This is a genomic window from Geodermatophilus sp. SYSU D00703 (assembly GCF_054050155.1).
The window spans coordinates 1-18,649 of the sequence record NZ_JBJGYU010000052.1 but is presented as its reverse complement, the minus strand read 5'-3'; the positions used below and the strand labels follow the sequence as shown (position 1 = coordinate 18,649).

Annotated in this window: 16 protein-coding genes; 14 read left to right on the top strand and 2 right to left on the bottom strand. The window is 75.0% G+C overall.

What is annotated here, in order from left to right; genetic code table 11:
* Positions 1 to 385 precede the first annotated feature (385 nt).
* From ACI782_RS25220 to ACI782_RS25210, 3 genes are all read left to right on the top strand, one after another.
* Positions 386 to 1,339: a glycine betaine ABC transporter substrate-binding protein gene (locus ACI782_RS25220; protein WP_456912863.1), complete on the top strand. Its 954-nt coding sequence runs from the start codon at positions 386 to 388 to the stop codon at positions 1,337 to 1,339.
* A gap of 220 nt (positions 1,340 to 1,559) precedes the next feature.
* A complete protein-coding gene (locus ACI782_RS25215) occupies positions 1,560 to 2,930 on the top strand; it encodes a hypothetical protein (protein ID WP_456912862.1) in 1,371 nt (456 codons plus the stop codon).
* Positions 2,927 to 5,152: a sensor histidine kinase gene (locus tag ACI782_RS25210; protein WP_456912861.1), complete on the top strand. Its 2,226-nt coding sequence runs from the start codon at positions 2,927 to 2,929 to the stop codon at positions 5,150 to 5,152. Before ACI782_RS25215 ends, ACI782_RS25210 begins: the two co-directional genes overlap by 4 nt.
* Positions 5,153 to 5,215: 63 nt before the next feature.
* Here ACI782_RS25210 and ACI782_RS25205 read toward each other — a convergent pair whose 3' ends face one another.
* Positions 5,216 to 5,635: a DUF6223 family protein gene (locus ACI782_RS25205; protein ID WP_456912860.1), complete on the bottom strand. Its 420-nt coding sequence runs from the start codon at positions 5,633 to 5,635 to the stop codon at positions 5,216 to 5,218.
* A 214-nt stretch (positions 5,636 to 5,849) separates the two neighbouring features.
* Here ACI782_RS25205 and ACI782_RS25200 point away from each other — a divergent pair, with 214 nt between their 5' ends.
* The 8 genes from ACI782_RS25200 (at position 5,850) to serA (ending at position 13,024) form a co-directional block, all read left to right on the top strand.
* Complete coding sequence (locus ACI782_RS25200; protein WP_456912859.1) at positions 5,850 to 6,968, top strand: sensor histidine kinase; 1,119 nt, start codon at positions 5,850 to 5,852, stop codon at positions 6,966 to 6,968.
* Positions 6,965 to 7,627 (top strand): response regulator, encoded by a 663-nt coding sequence (locus ACI782_RS25195; RefSeq protein ID WP_456912858.1) that lies wholly within the window; start codon positions 6,965 to 6,967, stop codon positions 7,625 to 7,627. The genes ACI782_RS25200 and ACI782_RS25195 overlap by 4 nt, the downstream gene beginning before the upstream one ends.
* A gap of 198 nt (positions 7,628 to 7,825) precedes the next feature.
* Positions 7,826 to 8,398 (top strand): DUF1772 domain-containing protein, encoded by a 573-nt coding sequence (locus ACI782_RS25190; RefSeq protein ID WP_456912857.1) that lies wholly within the window; start codon positions 7,826 to 7,828, stop codon positions 8,396 to 8,398.
* Positions 8,395 to 9,249, top strand: coding sequence for a phosphotransferase (locus tag ACI782_RS25185; protein ID WP_456912856.1), 855 nt, complete (start codon positions 8,395 to 8,397; stop codon positions 9,247 to 9,249). The genes ACI782_RS25190 and ACI782_RS25185 overlap by 4 nt, the downstream gene beginning before the upstream one ends.
* Positions 9,246 to 9,815 (top strand): cupin domain-containing protein, encoded by a 570-nt coding sequence (locus ACI782_RS25180; protein ID WP_456912855.1) that lies wholly within the window; start codon positions 9,246 to 9,248, stop codon positions 9,813 to 9,815. Before ACI782_RS25185 ends, ACI782_RS25180 begins: the two co-directional genes overlap by 4 nt.
* Positions 9,816 to 9,854: 39 nt before the next feature.
* On the top strand, positions 9,855 to 11,045 hold the full coding sequence (locus ACI782_RS25175; RefSeq protein ID WP_456912854.1) for a sensor histidine kinase: 1,191 nt from the start codon (positions 9,855 to 9,857) through the stop codon (positions 11,043 to 11,045).
* Positions 11,042 to 11,701 (top strand): response regulator, encoded by a 660-nt coding sequence (locus ACI782_RS25170; RefSeq protein ID WP_456912853.1) that lies wholly within the window; start codon positions 11,042 to 11,044, stop codon positions 11,699 to 11,701. Before ACI782_RS25175 ends, ACI782_RS25170 begins: the two co-directional genes overlap by 4 nt.
* 117 nt (positions 11,702 to 11,818) lie before the next feature.
* Positions 11,819 to 13,024: a phosphoglycerate dehydrogenase gene (gene serA, locus ACI782_RS25165; RefSeq protein WP_456912852.1), complete on the top strand. Its 1,206-nt coding sequence runs from the start codon at positions 11,819 to 11,821 to the stop codon at positions 13,022 to 13,024.
* A gap of 46 nt (positions 13,025 to 13,070) precedes the next feature.
* Here serA and ACI782_RS25160 read toward each other — a convergent pair whose 3' ends face one another.
* Complete coding sequence (locus tag ACI782_RS25160; protein WP_456912864.1) at positions 13,071 to 13,895, bottom strand: ABC transporter substrate-binding protein; 825 nt, start codon at positions 13,893 to 13,895, stop codon at positions 13,071 to 13,073.
* Between the two features lie 323 nt (positions 13,896 to 14,218).
* Between ACI782_RS25160 and ACI782_RS25155 the strand changes: the two genes are divergently transcribed.
* From ACI782_RS25155 to ACI782_RS25145, 3 genes are all read left to right on the top strand, one after another.
* Positions 14,219 to 15,169: a LysR substrate-binding domain-containing protein gene (locus ACI782_RS25155; protein ID WP_456912851.1), complete on the top strand. Its 951-nt coding sequence runs from the start codon at positions 14,219 to 14,221 to the stop codon at positions 15,167 to 15,169.
* Positions 15,170 to 15,267: 98 nt separating this feature from the next.
* Complete coding sequence (locus ACI782_RS25150) at positions 15,268 to 16,614, top strand: MFS transporter (protein WP_456912850.1); 1,347 nt, start codon at positions 15,268 to 15,270, stop codon at positions 16,612 to 16,614.
* A gap of 1 nt (position 16,615) precedes the next feature.
* Positions 16,616 to 18,502: an FAD-dependent oxidoreductase gene (locus ACI782_RS25145; RefSeq protein ID WP_456912849.1), complete on the top strand. Its 1,887-nt coding sequence runs from the start codon at positions 16,616 to 16,618 to the stop codon at positions 18,500 to 18,502.
* Positions 18,503 to 18,649: the final 147 nt, after the last annotated feature.

Below are 18,649 nucleotides of genomic sequence, written 5' to 3'. Positions count from 1 at the left end.
GGGGGGGGGGGGGGGGGGGGGGGGGGGGGGGGGGGGGGGGGGGGGGGGGGGGGGGGGGGGGGGGGGGGGGGGGGGCCCCCCCCCCCCCCCCCCCCCCACGACACCGTCGAGGAGCTCCCCGCGCTGCGGGAGCTCGAGAACCCGGGGTGACCCTCGCCGGCCCCTGGATCCGCCTCCGGGCGGGACGAGTGCAGGGTGGTGGTCGGCCGCATCACGCTGAGTGGTGACGAGCCGATGAGGCCGTCTGCCGCGCGACCTCGGTTTCCGGGTGACGCTCGTCGACCCACCGATCGCACGGCGCGAGGCGCAGGCTCCCGCCTGGGTCGCGCCACGCCCCCACCTCTCCGGCATGCAGAGGCCCCGGCGCCCCCACGGGAGAAGAGCCATGCCCCGCACCCCCCTCCGTCCCCGTGTGCACGCGGCGGGACTGACCGCCCTCCTCGCGGCGACCACCACCGGCTGCGCCGGCGTCGTCGGCAGCTCCGGCGGCGGGGACGGCATCGTCGTGGAGACCGCCCAGTACAGCTGGACGGCCGCGGCACTGACCAACGCCGTCATCAGCGAGATCGCCACCGACCATCCCGAGCTGGGCGTCGCCTCCTTGGAGACGACGCAGCTCGACCCGGCCGCGGCCTGGGCCGGCGCGGCGCGCGGGGACATCGACCTGCTCACCGAGGTCGACCTCCCCAACCAGCAGGAGCTCGTCGACGGCGCCGGCGACCGGGTCGACATCGTGTCGGAGACCTATGGCGACGCCTCGCAGGGCTGGTTCGTCCCCGCCTACGCGGTGCAGCCCGGCGGCCCGCTGGAGGGGCTGACCAGCGTCACCCAGCTCGACGACTACGCCGCCGAGCTCGGCCACGCGTTCTACGACGCCGACCCCGGCTACATCACGACCGAACAGAACGCCAGGCGGCTGGCGGGCTACGGCATCACCCGCCTGGAGCACGTCGTCGCCGGTGAGGCAGCCCAGCTCGCGTTGCTGGAGGACTCCTACAGCCGCAGGAAGCCGATGGTGCTGTACCTCTACCACCCGCATGCGGTGTTCGCGCAGTACGACCTGGTGCAGCTCGACGAGCCCAGGCCCTACACCGACGGCTGCCTGACCACCGGCGACGGCGCCTGCGCGATGCCCCCGTACAGCGCGCACATCGCCGCGAGCAAGGACCTGCAGGAGCAGGCGCCGCACTTCGTCGACCTGCTGCGCGATCTGCGCATCTCCATCGAGGAGATGGAGGCGATGCAGAAGCAGGTCGACGTCGACGGCGAGGACGTCGAGGTCGTCGTGCGGCGGTGGGTCGACGACCACGCCGGCCAGATCGACGAGTGGATCGGCTGAGCACGACGTCGGTGCTGGGAGGTCCCGAGGCCGACGGTGGTCCACGGGACCCCAGCAGGTGGCGCACCGCCTCGCCGTCGAGCCCACTCCCGCCCGAGGCCGGCCACGGAGTCCACGAAGCACCGGCGACCGGCGGCGGAGACGGTTGGCCCGGTCGGCTCGTCCGCCTAGCGTTGAGGAGTCACGGCCGCCATGGGTCGGGCGGGGGTCGGTGGTGGGGATGACCCGGGTCAGCACGGCAGCGGTGCTCCGTGCGCTGCCGGTCGCCGTGGGTGCGGCCGCGGTCCTCGTGGCGGTCGTCGACACGGGCAGCAGGGCGATCGCGCCGGGTCAGGTCCGGTTGGTGCTGCCGTTCCTCGCGGTCGCGCTCGCCACTGTCGCCCTCTTCCTGGTGTGGTCCTCCCTGGGGCGCGTGGCCACCCGGGTGGCGGGGCTCGGCGTGGTGAGCCCGTACTCGGCGCTGGCCGAGGCGGCCCGGCGGCTCCAGGCGGGCTCCCTGGAGCAGGTGCTGCCCGGGCTGGCCGGGGTGCTCGCCGCCGGCACCGCGGCGGACCGCGCCGTGATCTGGTTGGCCGTCGGGGACCGGCTGGTGGATGCCGCTCACCACCCGCCGGATGCGGGGGACCCGGACGGCCCCCCGCGGAGCGTGGCCGGGCTCGCGGACCTGCTCGTGGACCCGGACACCGACTGTCTCGTGCCGGTGCTCGACGGTGGGCTCCTCCGAGCCGCTCTCGTGATCACCAAACGGGCAGCGATCACCGCCGCGGACCGTCGGCTCCTCGACGACGTCGCCAACGGGGCAGCGCTGCTGCTGCGGGTCGCCGCGCTCAACGCGGAGCTCAGCGACCGGGTGCGGCGGGCGGCGGAGCTCGCCGAGGAGCTGCGGGCCTCCCGTCGACGGCTCGACTCAGCGCGGGAGGCGGAGCGGCGGCGGCTGACCGGCGAGCTCACCGAGGTGGTGGGGGACCGTCTGGTCGAGCTGCGAGCCGGACTCCAGCAGGCCCGGGCCGGCTTGACCGGTGCACCAGCCGACGTGGACCCGGTCCGGGAGACGCTCGCCGACACGCGTATCCGGCTGGACGACCTGCTCGACCGGTTCCGCACGGTGGCGCGGGGCGTGTACCCGGCCGTGCTCCGTGACCAGGGGCCGGCCGCCGCGCTCCAGGAGGTGGCGGCCGACCTCCCACGACCGGTCCAGCTCGTGGCGGACCCCGCACCGCGCCTGGCATGGGAGCTGGAGTCCGGGCTCTACTACGTCGCCGCCTCGGCGCTCCGCACGCTGGCCGGTCGACCTGCCGAGCGGGAGCTCGCCCTGAGGCTGGAGCCGGCCCCCGGCCGGATCTGCGTGGTGATCGAGGACCCCGTCCCTCCGGTGAGCGCCGTGCGTCTGGAGGCGCTGCTCGCCGATGACGCCGACCGCCTCACCGCGCTCGGCGGCGCTGTGCGGATCACCGAGACGGACGAGGACGACGGAGAGGGCTCCTCGGACGCCGGACCCGGGAACCACCCGATCGTCGTCCGGGCGTGGGTGCCCGACCGGGTGGAGCCCGTGGTGGAGAGCAGCGTCGAGGCGGAGATCGCGGTCCGGTGACGGCCGAGCGCTCGGGAAGGCGCGTCAGCGCCGCGTCGGCGGTCGCGTTCGTCTGCTGTGCGCTGCTGTCGGCCGGCTGGCTCGTCCTCGGGCTGGTGGTGGCCGTGGTGCACCACTCACCGGGCCTCACCCGCTGGGTCGCCGCGGAGGCCGCCAGGGGCGACGACTGGGCCCTGGGCCTGCTCGCGGGGGGACCGCGGACCGAGCCCCTCTACCAACTGGTGCCGGACACGGCGTTCAGCGTGCTGGTGCTGGCCCTCGGGGCCGCCCTGCTGGTGGCCGGTGTCCACGACCCCGCACAGTCCCTGCTCGGGATCGCGTTGGCTGCCTCGGCCGCCGCCTTCAACCTGCAGTCGAGCGCGGCGTCACAGGCACTCGCCACGGCCACGGAGCTCGACCGGGTGGACGCCGTTCCGCAGTTCGCGCTCCCGGTGGCCACTTGCGTCGCCTACGTGCTCGCCCTGGCCTGGGCGCCCCCGGGCCGTCCGGCCGGACGCCCCGAACCCTGGGCGGTGGTGGCGGCCGTCGGCCTGGCGGTGGTCGCCGTCCCCGCCGCCCTGCTGTACCCGGTGTCGGTCCGCTGCGTGTTCCTGCTCGGACTCGTGTTGCCGCTCCTCGGGGTCGTCGGCGCGCGCCGGCGGTATGGCGCCTGCACGAGTGAGCGGTTGCGGGCGCCGGCGCGACTGCTCTTCGGCGTGCTGGTCGGAACGGTGGTGGCCGGGGCAGCGCTGGCCGTCGTCACCGGGGTGCTGGTGGGGCTCGGGTTGCCGGGACTGCCCGTCATCGACCCGACAGCCGTGGGTGTGGGGGCGTCGTTCCCGTCCCTGCCGCCGTTGGTGCTGTGGCTCTGGGCGGCGCACCTGTCCCTGCCCGTCCTGGCCGTGGCCGTGCTGTGGGCCGGCCGGGGGTCCCGTGCCGTGAGCGCCCAGCGGTGGTTCAGCCGCAGCCTGGTCGTCGTGCTGGTCTCGGCGGTGATCGGCTGCCTGTACGTGGTCGTCGACACGGTCGTGGGCAGGAGGGCCGCTCCGGTCCTCACCGAGGCGACGGCCGTCGCGGCGTGCGCCCTCGCCTTCCTCCCGGTCTTCCTGCTGGCCGAACGCGTGGCCGACACGTTGCTGTACGGCACCCGACCGGCGCCCTACGGCGTGCTGGCCGAGCTGGCGGCACGGCCGCGGACCGTCCCCGGGGGCGAGCCCGACCTGGCCGGCATCGCGGAGGTGATCGGCCGGGGACTGGGCGCGACCACGTGCCGGCTGACGGTGCACCGGCCCGGGCTGCGCGACAAGACCTACCAGTGGGTCAGACCGGGGGAGGAGGAGGCCGGGACGCTGCTGGAGGTCCCCAGCCGGCACGGGGGGCAGGAGGTCGGGACGATCGCGATCGACCGGGCCGCTGTCGCTGGGGCGGACGACCAGCGACAGGACCTGCTGGAGGCGATCGCGAACAGCCTCGGTGTCGTGCTGGAGGCCACGCGCGTCAGCATCGACCTGGAGCGGCAGCTGCGTGCCGCGCTCGCCCATGCAGCCGAGATCGCCGACGCGCGTCGCCGAGCGGTGGCGGAGGCCGACAGCGAACGGCGGCGCATCGAGCGCGACCTGCACGACGGTGTCCAGCACCACCTGGTGTCAGTGAGCCTGGCGCTCGGCCTGGCCGAGTTCGAGGTCGGAGCCGGACGGCTGGGGGAGGCACGCGCCCGGCTGGACCAGGTCCTCGAGCAGCTCGACACCGCGGAGACCGTCCTCGCTCGTACCGCCGCGGGCCTCTCCGCTCCCGCTCTCGGCGAGCGCGGTGCGGTCGCCGCCCTGGGTGCCGAGTTCGAGGGAGACCCGCACGTCCGGGTCGACAGCACCGGAGTGACGGTCCAGCGGTTCCCCCCGGAGGTCGAGGCCGCCGTCTACTTCTGCTGTCTCGAGGCGGTGAACAACGCCCGCAAGCACGCGCCGGGTGCTCCGGTCCGGTTGCAGCTGTCCACCGAGGAGGAGCGTCTCCACTTCACCGTCCGCGACGAGGGACCGGGATGGGAGGCGCAGGCCGGCTCCGCCACGCACAGCCGTGGCCTGCGCAACATGGCGGCCCGGATCGCGGCGGTCGGGGGACAGCTGGAAGTCCGGACCAGCCCCGGCAGGGGGACGGCGGTCGAGGGCCTGGTGCCTCTGACCGGTCCCGCGCTCACCCGCCCGGCCGCCGTGGCGGTGAGGGACCCGGGGTGCGCGAGCAGGTGAGCGGAGATCCGTGCAGCACGGACCTCGACCGACCCGGTGCCGGCCGCTCCCGGGGTCGGCCGGTCAGCCGGTGCGGCGGGCGCGGACCAGAGCGAGCCCGCCGAGGGCGATGGCGACCAGCCCCACCACGAGGGCCATGAACCCCCCGACGATCCCGTAGCCGGTGCCTGGGCCACCGTCGGCGGCGGCCACGACGAGCCCGCCGACGACCGCGCCGGCCAGCCCCACCACCAGGGCCACGACAGCCCCGTTCCTGCCGTTGCCGTTGCCGACTCGACCGGCGGAGCGCACAGCCATCGCCCCGATGACCACGCCGGCCAGTCCGAGCAGCGCGGCCACCAGGGACCAGAGACGGCCGGGGGTCAGGGCATGGGAACTGGCGGCGATCGGCTGGACGAGGACGTGCGCGGCTGCTGGGGTTGCGAACCCGAGGACGCCGAGCGGTGCGGCTGCGCCGGCGGCCAGCAGGTGACGGATGGACATGGGGTGTTCCTCCTCCCACGACTGGACGCCGCCGATCGTGTCCGCCGGCCCCGCCGTCGGTCGTCGTGCGGGGGCAGGCACTTCGCGCTGCCGCCGATGCCGCAGCCGGCTACCGCGCGGGCGCCACAGGAGCCCGGCGTACTGCGCGCGCGGTAGGCGATCGATCATCCGTGCGCGGGCGTTGCCGGCGCGGACATCGGGCTAGCGTGCCCGCATGGGCGGGGCGCGGATCAGCGTCGGGGACTGGGCGATCGCCGTCAGCGTGGCGGCGACCCAGCTGGTCACCGGGTTGTCCCGGCAACACCCCTCGACGGATCTCGACCCGCTGGGGTACGTGCTGCTGGCGGCCGGTGGGCTGTCGCTGGTCGCGCGCCGCCGGGCTCCGGTTCCCGTGCTGATCGTGACCGGGTTGTGCGCCCTGGGTCACCAGTCCGTCGGTCTCGACGTGCCGGTCGTCGCGTTCCTGTTCGCGGTGTACGCCGGGGTGCGGGCGGGACACCGGATCGTCACGGTCGCTGGTTCGGTGGTCATGCTGGCTGCTCTCCCGCTGGCGATCCTGGTCTCCCCCCACGACTGGCCCGTGGGCGAGGCGTTCACGCAGTCCCGGGACGTCCTCGAACTGGCCTGGCTGATCGCCGCCGGTGCGGCGGGTGAAGCGCTGCGGCAGGCCGAGCGCCGGGCGGACGAGGCCGAGCGCACGCGCGAGGAGACCGCGCGACGGCGCGCCGGCGAGGAGCGGCTGCACATCGCACGGGAGCTGCACGATTCGCTCACCCACCAGATCTCCGTCATCAAGGTGCAGGCCGAAGCCGCCGTCCACCTCGCCCGCAAGCGCGGTGAACAGGTGCCGGAGGCCCTGCTGGCGATCCGGGAGGCCGGTCGCGAGGCTGCCCGGGAACTGCGAGCGACTCTGGAAGCGCTGCGGGACGACGACAGCAACCCCCCGAAGGGGCTCGACCACGTCCCGGACCTGCTGGAACGGGCTCGGATCGCCGGGCTGGACGCGACGCTGGCGATCGAGGGACACCACGACGACCTGCCGACCGCGGTGGACCGGACTGCTTACCGGATCGTCCAGGAGTCGCTGACCAACGTCGCCCGTCATGCCGCCGCCAGCACCGCGTCCGTCCGGATCGACCACCGGCCCGACGCCCTGCTCATACGGGTGGACGATGACGGCAGGGCCACGCCGGCCACCGCTCCGCTGCCCGGCGTCGGGCTGCTGGGGATGCGCGAACGAGTCACCGCTCTCGGAGGTCACCTGCGGGCGGCACCGCGCAGCGAGGGCGGCTTCACCGTCCAGGCCGAACTGCCCCTGGACCACAGGTCGTGATCCGTGTCCTGCTGGTCGACGACCAGCCGCTCATCCGCAGCGGCTTCCGCGCGCTCCTGGACGCCGAGGACGACATCGAGGTGGTGGCCGAGGCAGGCGACGGCCGCGAGGGGCTGGCGCGGGCGCGGGAACACCTCCCCGACGTCGCGCTCGTCGACATCCAGATGCCGGTCGTCGACGGGATCGAGGCGACCCGGCGCATCGCCGCGGACCCGGCCCTGGCGCCGGTGCACGTCGTCATCCTGACCAACTACGGCTTCGACGAGTACGTCTTCCACGCACTCCGTGCCGGCGCGGCCGGATTCCTCGTCAAGGACGTCCAGCCGGAGGACTTCCTGCACGCCGTACGCGTCGCCGCGCGCGGCGACGCCCTGCTCGCACCGTCGATCACCCGCAAGCTCATCGACCGGTACGTCAGCCGGCCGCTGCGCAGCGGCACGGACACGGGGTTGGCAGAGCTGACCAACCGCGAACGCGAGGCCGTCGCCCTGGTGGCCCAGGGCCTGTCCAACGACCAGGTCGCCGAGCGCATGGTGATCAGCCCGCTGACCGCGAAGACCCACGTCAACCGAGCCATGGCGAAGCTCCACGCCCGCGACCGCGCCCAGCTCGTCGTCCTCGCCTACGAGTCCGGCCTGGTGGCCCCGCGTGACTCCTGACCCCACGGGCCGGGTGACACCTGTCCGTCCCGGGCCGGCCGAGTCGGGAGGGCTGTCGACTCGGGACGGGGCCGCGGTACGTCGAGGAGCGACCCCGGGTGCCGTCGTCAGGCGGCAGACCCGCGCGCCGGCCGCACCTAGCGTCGCTGGGCGACGGCGACCCGCGAGGGCGTCCAGCCGATCAGCGAGGGGACCGACATGGCGCGCAGGAGACTCACCACGGTGGTGCTCATCGCCCTCGTGTGGACCGCGATGCTGTCCTTCGGCGGTGTCGCCGCGGAGACCGTGATGCTCTACCCGAACGTCTTCGGCGACCCTCCGGCGTCGCTGGACCGGGCCCGGGAGTTCCTCGTCGCGGGAGGCCCCAGCGACTACTTCCCGCCCCTGGGGGCCGCCGTGGTCGTCAGCGGCCTGGCCGCGATGGTGCTGACGTGGCGGGATCCGCGGCTGCGGTGGTGGATCGTCGGCGCCGCCGCGGTCTTCACCGCCTGCGACTTCGTGTTCTCGGTGCTGTTCTTCTGGCCGCGCAACGAGGTCATGTTCGTCGACCCGGTCGGCACGCACCCGCCGGAGTACCTGCGCCAGGTCGCCGGCGAGTTCGTCGCCGGCCACCGGGTGCGCCTGGCCGGCGGCGCGGTGACCGCCGCGCTGACCTTCACCGCGCTGCTGCGCTGGGTCCGCGCTCCCGCCTCGGTGCCGACCGAGCCGGTCGCGGCCCGGCACGGCCCGGCCTGGCCGACCTCCGCGGGCCGCCGGGAGCACCGGGCGTGAGCGCCTCGTACGGGACCGGCGGGTGCGACGGCGCCCGGGCTCTGCGGGCGCGCGCGGTGCGCGCGGTCGCCGCCCACGCCCCCGGCTGTGCGGGCGTCGCGCTGCAGGAGCTCGGCGGCGGCCTCGACCACAGGGCGTTCCTGGCGGGGGAGCTGGTCCTGCGCGTGACGGAGTCCGCTGCCCGCGCCGAGGTGGCCCGTGAGGCCGAACTGCTGCGACTGGTCGCCGCGCACGTGTCCATCCCCGTCCCGGCGCCGTGGTTCGCCGACCCGGTCGAGGGGGTGCTCGCCCATCGGCTGCTCCCGGGGCGGTCGCTGCTCGGCCGGCCGGCACCCGAGGGTGCCGCCACGCGCCTCGGGCACGTCCTCCGCCAGCTGCACCGCATCGACCGGGCGGACGTCGGGGACCGGGCCCCGGTCGATCCCGCCGAGCCGGACGAGTGGCTCGACGAGCTCCCTGGTCCTCCGCGTCTGCTGCAGGTCCTGCGCGCCACCCGGCCCCGTCCGGCGCGCGTGCTGGTGCTGGCGCACGCCGATCTCGGCGCGGAGCACGTCCTTGAGCGCGACGGCCGGCTGACGGGGGTCATCGACTGGTCCGATGCGGCCGTCACCGACCCGGCACTGGACCTCGCCCGGCTGTACCGCGACTTCGGTCCCCGCTTCCTCGCCGAGGCGCTGCGCGCCTACGGCCACGACACCCCGGGGTTCCGGCGCCGAATCACCTTCTTCGCGCGCTGCGCCGCCCTGGAGGACCTCGCCCACGGACGCGAGAGCGGGCGCGAGGCGTACCGCCACGCTGCCGAACGCAGCCTGTCCTGGTTGTTCCCCGGCGGAGAGGAGTCGACGGCATGACCCCGACCCCGTCCGACCCCGACCTGCGGGTGCTCCACCTGCCGACCGGCGAGACGATCCGGATCCTCGCCTCCGGGCGCGACAACGGCGGCGCCGCGCTCGAGGTCGAGGCGCTCCTGCCGCCCGGTCTGGCCGGGCCGCCACGGCACCGTCACCGCACCCAGGCCGAGGCCTTCACCGTGCAGGAGGGACGGCTGCGGGTGGTCGTCGGCCGCGACACCCGTGTCCTCCGCGCGGGGGAGACGGTGAGGGTCCCTCCCACGGTGACCCACGCCTTCGCCAACCCCTTCGACGAGCCGGCGCGGATCCGCATGCGCGAGACCCCCGCCGGGCCGCTCGAGGAACAGTTCCGTGCGCTCGCCGGCAGCGGCCGGATCCCGCCGCTCGGGGTGCTGGCCACGATCAACGTGCGCCACGGCCTGTCCTTCGCCGTCCACGGGGTCCCGGACCTGGTCCAGGAACCGGTGTGGCGACTGCTGGCGTGGGGCCACACCGTGGCTTCCCGGCGATCGCCGCGCGCTCGACGGGAAGGGTCTCCACGGAGCGACCGCTGCGGCGAGGTGTGAGGATGTCCGCCGGCCCGTCGGGCTCCCTACCCTGACGCCGTGTCCGAGCCCAGGCACGGAGCCGCGCGCAGGGGCGTCGGCGAGGTCGACCTCCGCCTCGCCGACCTGCTCCTCGCGACGGCGCAGACCCTCACCGTGGCGCTGGTCATCGCCGCCGACCTGGAGGGGACCGGCCGGGCCACCCCGGGCGCCTACCTGTTCGCCGTCGGGTTCGGCGCCCTGGCCCTGGGAGGCCGCCGCGCCCCACGCCTGGTCCTGGCGCTGACCGTCCTCGGCGTCTTCGCCTACTACGCCCTCGGCTTCCCCCCGATCGGCATCGCCCTGCCCGCCGTCGCCGCGCTCTACCGTGCCGCGGACGTCGGTGCCCTCCGCTGGGCGGCCGCGGCGGGGACGGTCCTGGTCGCCGTGGCCGCGTGGGCCCGGGTCGCCGAGGGCCTGCCCCCCACGTACCTGCTCAGCTACGAGCTGCTCACCAACGTGGCGCTCGCCGCCGCGGCGATCGCCCTCGGCGTGAGCGTCCGTGCCCGCCGGGAGGCCCGGGTGTCCCAGCAGCGGGTGCGGGCGCTGGCGGCCGCGGAACAGGCTCGCGAGGCGGAGGGCCGGCTGCAGGCGGAGCGGGTGCGGATCGCCCAGGACCTGCACGACTCCGTCGGCCACGCCATGTCCGTGATCGCCCTGCACGGCAACGTCGCGGCCGAGGCCATCGGCCGCGACGACGAGGTGGCCCGGCGGGCGGTCGAGCAGATCGGGGTGGCGACCTCCGCCCAGCTGCGGGAGTTGCGGGCCACCGTGAAGCTCCTCCGCTCCCCGGTGGGCGACGTCGAACGGGGAGCGGTGGGCCTCCCCGGGCTCGGGCGCCTGGCGGACGCCGCCCGGGAGGCCGGGGTCGTGGTGGACCTCGACGTCACCGTCGGGCAGGCGTGCCTCGACGGGGCCGTCGAGGCGGCTGTCTACCGGATCGTGCAGGAGTCGCTCACCAACGTCATCCGGCACTCCGGAGCCACCCACGCGGTGGTCGGCGTCGGCGTCCGCGGGGACCGCCTGGAGCTGGTGATCGCCGACGACGGTCCGGCAGGTCGCCCGGTCGTGCCGTCGTCCGCCGGGAGTGGTCACGGGCTGGCCGGCATGCGCGAGCGGGCCGCCGTGCTCGGCGGGCAGCTCACTGCTCAGCGCGGCGGATCCGGCGGCTTCGTGGTGCGCGCGACGATGCCGGTGAGGCTGGACCCGTGATCCGGATCGTGCTGATCGACGACCAGGAGCTCGTGCGCGCAGGGCTGCGGGCCCTCGCCGAGCGCGACGGCGACATCACCGTCGTCGGCGAGGCCGGCACCGGTCGCGCGGGCCTGGCGCGCATCCGCGAGCTGCGCCCCGACGTCGTCCTCATGGACGTGCGCATGCCGGAGGTGGACGGCCTCCAGGCGACCCGCGAGGTCGTGGCGGACCCGCAACTGAGAGACGTCCGCGTGCTGGTGCTCACCACCTTCGACGAGGACGAGCACGTGTTCGAGGCCGTCCGCGCCGGCGCGGCCGGATACCTGCTCAAGGACGTCTCACCGACGGACCTGCGCCAGGGGATCCGCGTGGTCGCCGCGGGCGAGTCGCTGCTGTCGCCCTCGGTCACCGGGACGGTGCTGCGGTCACTGGCCGACCGGCTGCGGGCCGCGGTGGACGACACGCCGCTGCAGGCGCTCACCGAGCGGGAGCGGGAGGTCCTCGCCCTCGTCGGTCGGGGCCGGTCCAACGAGGAGATCGCCCACGAGCTGTTCCTCTCCCCGGCGACGGCACGCACCTACGTCTCCCGGCTGCTCACCAAGCTGGACGCCCGCGACCGCGCCCGGCTGGTCGTGCTCGCCTACGAGACGGGGCTCGTCGTCCCGGGGAGGTGAGCTCGGTGCCGCGCTCCGGACGGGCCGGTCCGTGGCCCGAGGGGCGTGGCCCGGCGGCTCCGCGGGGACTGGGAGGATCGGCCGCCGACCCGCCACTCGAGGAGGAACGAGCCCGACATGCCCAGAGCCCTGCTGCTGGAGAACATCGACCCGGTGGCCGGAGAGCTGCTGTCGTCGGCGGGCTACGAGGTGAAGTCGCTGCGGGGCGCGCTGGACGAGGCCGACCTGGTCGCGGCGCTCGACGGCGTCGACCTGCTGGGCATCCGGTCGAAGACGCAGGTGACCCGGGCGGTGCTGGAGCGCTCTCCCGGGTTGACCGCGGTGGGCGCGTTCTGCATCGGCACCAACCAGATCGACCTGGACTCGGCGGCCGCGGCCGGGGTGGCGGTGTTCAACGCGCCGTACTCCAACACCCGCAGCGTCGTGGAGCTGGCGGTCGCCGAGATCATCAGCCTGGCCCGGCGGCTGACCGACCGGGACCGCGCGCTGCACGCCGGGATCTGGGACAAGTCGGCGACGGGCAGCCACGAGATCCGCGGGCGGACGCTGGGCATCGTCGGCTACGGCAACATCGGCAGCCAGCTGTCGGTGGTGGCCGAGGCGCTGGGCATGCGGGTGCTGTTCTACGACCTCGCGGACAAGCTCGCGCTGGGCAACGCGCAGGCCTGCGGCAGCCTGGAGGAGCTGCTCGAGCGCGCCGAGACCGTGTCGCTGCACGTCGACGGGCGGGCCGGCAACGCGGGGCTGTTCGGCGCCGAGCAGTTCGCCCGGATGCGCCGGCGCAGCCTGTTCCTCAACCTCTCCCGCGGGTTCGTCGTCGACCACGAGGCACTGCGCGAGCACATCCTCAGCGGCCACATCGCCGGGGCCGCCGTCGACGTGTTCCCCGACGAGCCCAAGGAGCAGGGGGACGCCTTCTCCTCGGTGCTGCGCGGGCTGGACAACGTCATCCTCACCCCGCACGTCGGCGGGTCGACCCAGGAGGCGCAGTACGACATCGGCCGGTTCGTCGCCGGCAAGCTGGTCGACCACGCCCGCGCCGGGACGACGACGCTGAGCGTGAACCTGCCCGCGGTGGCGCTGCACGGGTCCTCGGCGGCCCGGTTCGCGCTGCTGCACCGCAACGTGCCCGGCGTCCTGGCCCGCGTCGACGCGCTGGTCGGCGAGCACGGCCTCAACGTCGACGGCCAGGTGCTGGCCACCCGCGGCGAGCTCGGCTACGTCGTGACCGACGTCAACGGCGACCTGCCCCCGGCCCTGCGGGCGTCGCTCGAGGCGCTGCCCGAGACGGTCCACCTGACGACGTTCCCCCAGCGCCCCTGAGGGGAGCCGCCGACGGGGTCCGCCCGGCACCGCGGGCGCGGCGCGCTCAGTCCACGGGGGCGACGAGCGCGTCCAGGTCCTCGATCGGCTCGTCGATGAACCCGAAGTCGATCATCGCCTCCTGGGTGACCTCGGCCCGGGCCGTGTCCGGCGCCCGGTCCTCCAGCCACGCCGGGAGCTCCATGCGCGCCGCCAGCTCGGGGGTGAGCTGGGTGTGGGTCGGCAGGACGTCGACGACCTGCTGGGGATCGGACTCGGCCAGCTCCGCACCGCGCTCCAGGGCCCGGGCGAAGGCCGCCACGACCGCGGGGTTGGCGGCGGAGTACTCCGCGGTCGTCGTGAAGCCGATGACGGGCATCTCGGCGAGCCGGTCGCTGCAGGTCGAGGGCTCGGCGATCACCCGCTGCCCCCGGTCCTCGGCCAGGGTGACGAACGGCTCCCCGATGAACGCGGCGGCCACGTTGCCCTCCGGGACGGCCACCGGCATGTCGGGGAACGGGATCTCGACGAGCTCGTAGTCGCCGTCCTGCAGGCCGGAGGCGGCCAGGCACTCCCGGACCTGCAGCTCGACCAGGCCGGCCAGCGTGTTCACCGCGATCCGCTGGCCCCGCAGGTCGGCCGGGTCCTGGTACGGGGAGTCCCCCGCGACCATGATCCCGTTGACCCCCTCCTCGGGGCCGGTCATCTCCCACACCATCTGCGCGGGCAGCCCCTGACTCGCGGCCTGGAGCACCGTGACCCAGTTCGAGCTGCTGAACTGCAGATCGCCGGCGACCATCGCCGGGAGCGCCGCCGACCCGCCCGCGACCATCTGCGTCTCGACCTTGAGCCCCTCGTCGGCGAAGTAGCCCTCCTCGACGGCCAGGAACAGCGGGGCGTTGCCGGGATCGGGAGGGTGCCGACCAGGATCGACACGGGCTCGTCCGGGCTCAGTGCGGTGTCCTCGGTCGCGCCCTCCTCGTCGCCCCCGCCGCAGGCGACCAGCAGGACGGCGGCCGGCGCGACCGGGACGCCACGCCTGGTGGAACGACTCGTGGTCGCGTGCTCTCCCTCGACCTCTCCGTGCAGCTCCGCGTCCAGGGTCTCCGGACGATGCGCGTCGTCGTGCGGGATGCGACCGGCCCCCTCGGCCGGCCGGACCACCATCGCACCTGGCGGGACCGGCCGCCCGGCCGGAGCACTAGCGTCGATCGGGTGGCCAGGGCCGAGGGTGCACCCGCCTTCACGATGAACCAGCTCGCCGCCTTCGTCGCCGTGGCGGAGGCCGGGACCATCAGCGCTGCCGCCGAGCGGCTGCACGCCTCGCCGTCGGCCCTGTCCGCGGCGGTCAGCGAGCTGGAGCGGGCGCTGCAGTCGCAGCTGCTGCGCCGCCGGAAGGCCAAGGGGGTCAGCCTGACGCCGACCGGTGAGCTGGTCCTGCCGCGCGCCCGCCTCCTCCTGCACCAGGCCTCCGAGCTCGAGGCCGACGCCCGGGGCGAGGAGCGCGGCGTCACCGGGGTGGTCCGGCTCGGCTGCTACCCGTCGCTCGCGCCCACCGCCCTGCCCGCGCTGATCAGCGACTTCACGCAGGCGCACCCGGACGCCCGGCTCGAGGTCTCGGAGAACACCCAGGACCAGCTCAGCAAGGGCCTCGACAGCGGCGAGCTCGACCTCGCGATCGTCTACGACCTGGACCTCGACCCCACCTGGCGGTCGGCCGCCCTGGCGCACCTGCCGCCCCGCGCGGTCCTGCCCGCCGGGCACCGGCTGGCCGGGTCCGCGGGCCCCATCGACCTGTCCGGCCTGCGCGCGGACCCCATGGTGCTGCTCGACGCCCCGCCCAGCTCCGGGCACGCCTTCGACTGCTGCGCCCGGGCCGGGTTCACCCCGGACGTCGTCTACCGCGCCCGCACCTACGAGACCGCCCGTGCCTTCGTCGGCCGGGGACTGGGCTGGACGCTGCTGCTCCAGCGGCCGAGCGCCAACGTGACCTACGAGGGGCGGCCGGTGGTGGTCAAGGACATCGCCACGCCGGCGCTCCCACCGGTCGCCGTGGCGGTGGTGTGGTCGCCGGACTCGCTGCTCAGCCGGGCGTCGCGGACCTTCATCACCCACGCCGTCCGCATGGCGGAGGACGGGACCCTGGGACTACCACGGGAGAGCTGAGGTTCTACGCCCGAAAGCACCGCTTTTCCGCCGACGTGACGGCCCCCACCCTGGGAGCGCGGCACCGCAGCCGCGCCCCCAGAGCGGAAGGTCCACCGATGACGACAGCGGTTCCCCCGGACCGGCGGAGCGTGCGGCGGGCGGTCGCCGGCAGCTTCGTCGGCACGGCGATCGAGTGGTACGACTTCTTCATCTACGGGACGGCGGCCGCGCTGGTCCTCGGCCCGCAGTTCTTCCCCAGCGACTCCGACCTCGCCGGCACCCTCGCCGCGTTCGCCACCCTGGCGGTCGGCTTCGTGGCCCGGCCCATCGGCGGCGCGGTCATGGGGCACTTCGGCGACCGGTCCGGCCGCAAGTCGATGCTCGTCGCCTCGATGCTGCTCATGGGCGCGGCGACGGTCGGCATCGGGCTCCTGCCGACCTACGACGCGATCGGCGGCTGGGCGCCGGTCCTGCTCGTCGCGCTGCGCTTCGTGCAGGGCATCGGGGTCGGCGGCGAGTGGGGCGGCGCCGTCCTCATGGCCACCGAGCACGCACCGCCCGGGAGGGCCGGCCTCTACGGCTCGGCACCGCAGATGGGCGTCCCCGCCGGGGTCGTGCTGGCCAACGTCGTCTACCTGCTGTGCACCCAGTCGATGAGCGAGGGCCAGTTCCTGGCCTGGGGCTGGCGGGTGCCGTTCCTGCTCAGCGTCGTCCTCGTGGGGGTCGCCCTCTGGATCCGGCTGGGCGTCGTGGAGAGCCCGGCGTTCCGGGCGGCCGCCGCCGAGGACCGGATCGCCCGGGTGCCGCTCCTGGAGGTGGTCACGCGGAGCTGGCGGACGGTGCTGCTGGCCGGCGGCACGTTCATCGCCACCAACGGCATCGCCTACGTCTTCATGGTCTACGTCCTGGCCTACGGGACGTCGGAGCTCGGCTTGTCCCGCGGCACGATGCTGACCCTGCTCATCGCCTCCTGCCCCGTCTGGATGCTCGGCATGGGTGTCTCGGCGTACGTGTCCGACCGGGTCGGCCGGCGCCGGGTGTACCTGACCTCCACCGGAGCGCTGCTGGCCGTCTCCGCGGTCTTCTTCCCCCTCGTCGACACCGGCTCGCTGCCGGTCCTGCTGGTCGCCATGCTGGTCCTGGCCTTCGTCCTGGGCTGCACGGTCGGACCGCAGTCGGCCCTGTTCACCGAGCTGTTCCCCGCCCACCTGCGCTACAGCGGCGCCTCCCTCGGCTACCAGGTGGGCGCGATCCTCGGCGGCGGCATCGCGCCGTTCACGGCCACCTGGCTGTACGCCCGGTTCGGCAGCACGGTGGCCATCTCGGTCTACTTCGTGCTGGTCAGCGCGGTGAGCCTGCTCTGCGCCGTCGTCCTGCTGCGCCGGCCCGCCGAGACGGAACCGGCCGCACCGGAGCCGACGACCGTCCCCGGGTCCGCCCTGCTCGCCGAGGCGGTGCGCTGAGATGACGACCTCCCCCTACTACCGCCCCCGCACCCACGAGCCCGCGGACCTCCCGGCGATGACCGCCGACGAGCCGGCCCTGCCGGTCGTCGTGGTCGGCGCCGGCCCGGTCGGGATGGCCACCGCCCTGGGTCTGGCCCGGCGCGGCGTGCCCGTCACCGTCCTCGAGGCGGCCACCTCGGTCTCCTTCGGCAGCCGGGCCATCTGCATCTCCCGGCACAGCCTCGAGGTCGCCGACCGGCTCGGCGTCGGCGAGGAGCTGGCCCGGCTGGCCCTGCCCTGGGAGGGCGGGCGCAGCTTCTACCGGGACGTCGAGGTGCTGCGGTTCCGGATGCCCAACGAGCCGTGCGCCGTCCGGCCCCCGATGGTCAACGTCTCCCAGTCGGAGCTCGAGGAGGTCATGGCCGACGCCCTGGCCGCGCACCCGCTGGTGACCCTGCACTGGGGCGCGGCGGTGGCCCGCTACACCACCACCGGCGACGAGGTCGACCTCGAGGTCGAGACGGCCGGGGGGCCCTGGCACCTGCGCGCCCGCTGGGTGGTCGCCGCGGACGGCGGCCGCAGCCGGATGCGCGAGCTGACCGGCGTCCGGCTGCGGGGGACCAGCTACGAGGGCCGGTACGTCATCGCCGACATCCACTGGGTGTCGGACCTGCCGACCGAGCGCATGGTGTGGTTCGACCCGCCGAGCAACCCCGGCTCGACGGTGATCATGCACCGCCAGCCGAACGACGTCTGGCGGATCGACTACCAGCTCGACCCCGGTGAGGACGCCGAGACCGAGACCGCCGAGGAGCGGATCCGCGCCCGCATCGCCAGCCACCTGGCCTGGCTGGGCGACGAGCGGCCCTGGACGCTGGAGTGGCACGGCTTCTACAAGGCCCACGCCCTGGCGCTGGAGGACTTCGTCCACGACCGGGTGGTGTTCGCCGGCGACGCGGCGCACCTCGTCCCGATCTTCGGCGTGCGCGGGCTGAACTCCGGGATGGAGGACGCCGAGACGCTGGCCTGGACGCTTGCCGCCGTCGTCGGCGGCGCCGACCCGGGGCTGCTGGCCGCCTACTCCGCCGAGCGGCACTCCGCGTGGGAGCAGAACGTCGCCAACGCCGGCAAGTCCACGCTGGTGATGACGCCGGGCACCGCCGGCCACCGCACCACCCGGGACGCGGTGCTCGCCCTGGCCACCACCCGCCCGGAGTTCGGTCACCTGGTGAACCCGCGGCAGAGCAGCGCCACCTCCGCGCGGTGCTCGCCGCTGACCGTGGCCGCCGCCCCGGGCACCCCGGGCCTGCAGCCCGGCGACCCGGTGGCCGACCGCCGGGTGCGGCTCGCCGACGGCAAGCAGACCTCGCTCGACCAGCTGCGGGGTCCCGGCTTCGCCGTCGTGGCGGTGGAGCCCGACGGGGCGGACCTGGCGGCGGCGTCCCGGCTGCGCGACGAGCTCGACGGCGCGCTGGGCGCGGAGGACGTGACGCTGGTGATGGTCCGCCGGGAGGCCGGCACCGAGCCGGCCGCCACGGTGCTGGACGAGGGCCCCGGAGGACTGGTCGAGGCGTGGGGCGCGCGGCCCGGCGAGGTCTTCGTCGTCCGCCCCGACGGGCTGCTGCTGGCCCGCGGGCCGGCGACGGGCCTGGCGCACCTGGCGCGGCACGTGCACTCCGGCGGCGCCGCCCCCGCGGCCGCCTCCGGCCCCGGCGCGGTCGCCGTCCGGGTGCCGGCCGACGAGGCCCGGCGCGAGGCGGCCTGGCTGGTGCTCTCCGCCGGCATCGACGCCGTCCCCGCCGACGACCGCGAGGGCTTCCTGGCCCGGCTGGCGCTGCTGCTCGGCGACCGGCTCGACCCCGACGACTTCCACGAGGCCGTGGCGACCGCGGCCTCCGTCCGCTGACCAGCAAGGAGGCACATCCGATGGCGTTCTACCGGCAGGTGGGCAGCGTCCCGCCGAAGCGGCACACCCAGCACCGGCGTCCCGACGGCGGCCTGTACCACGAGGAGCTGGTCGGCGAGGAGGGCTTCTCCTCGGACTCCGCGCTGC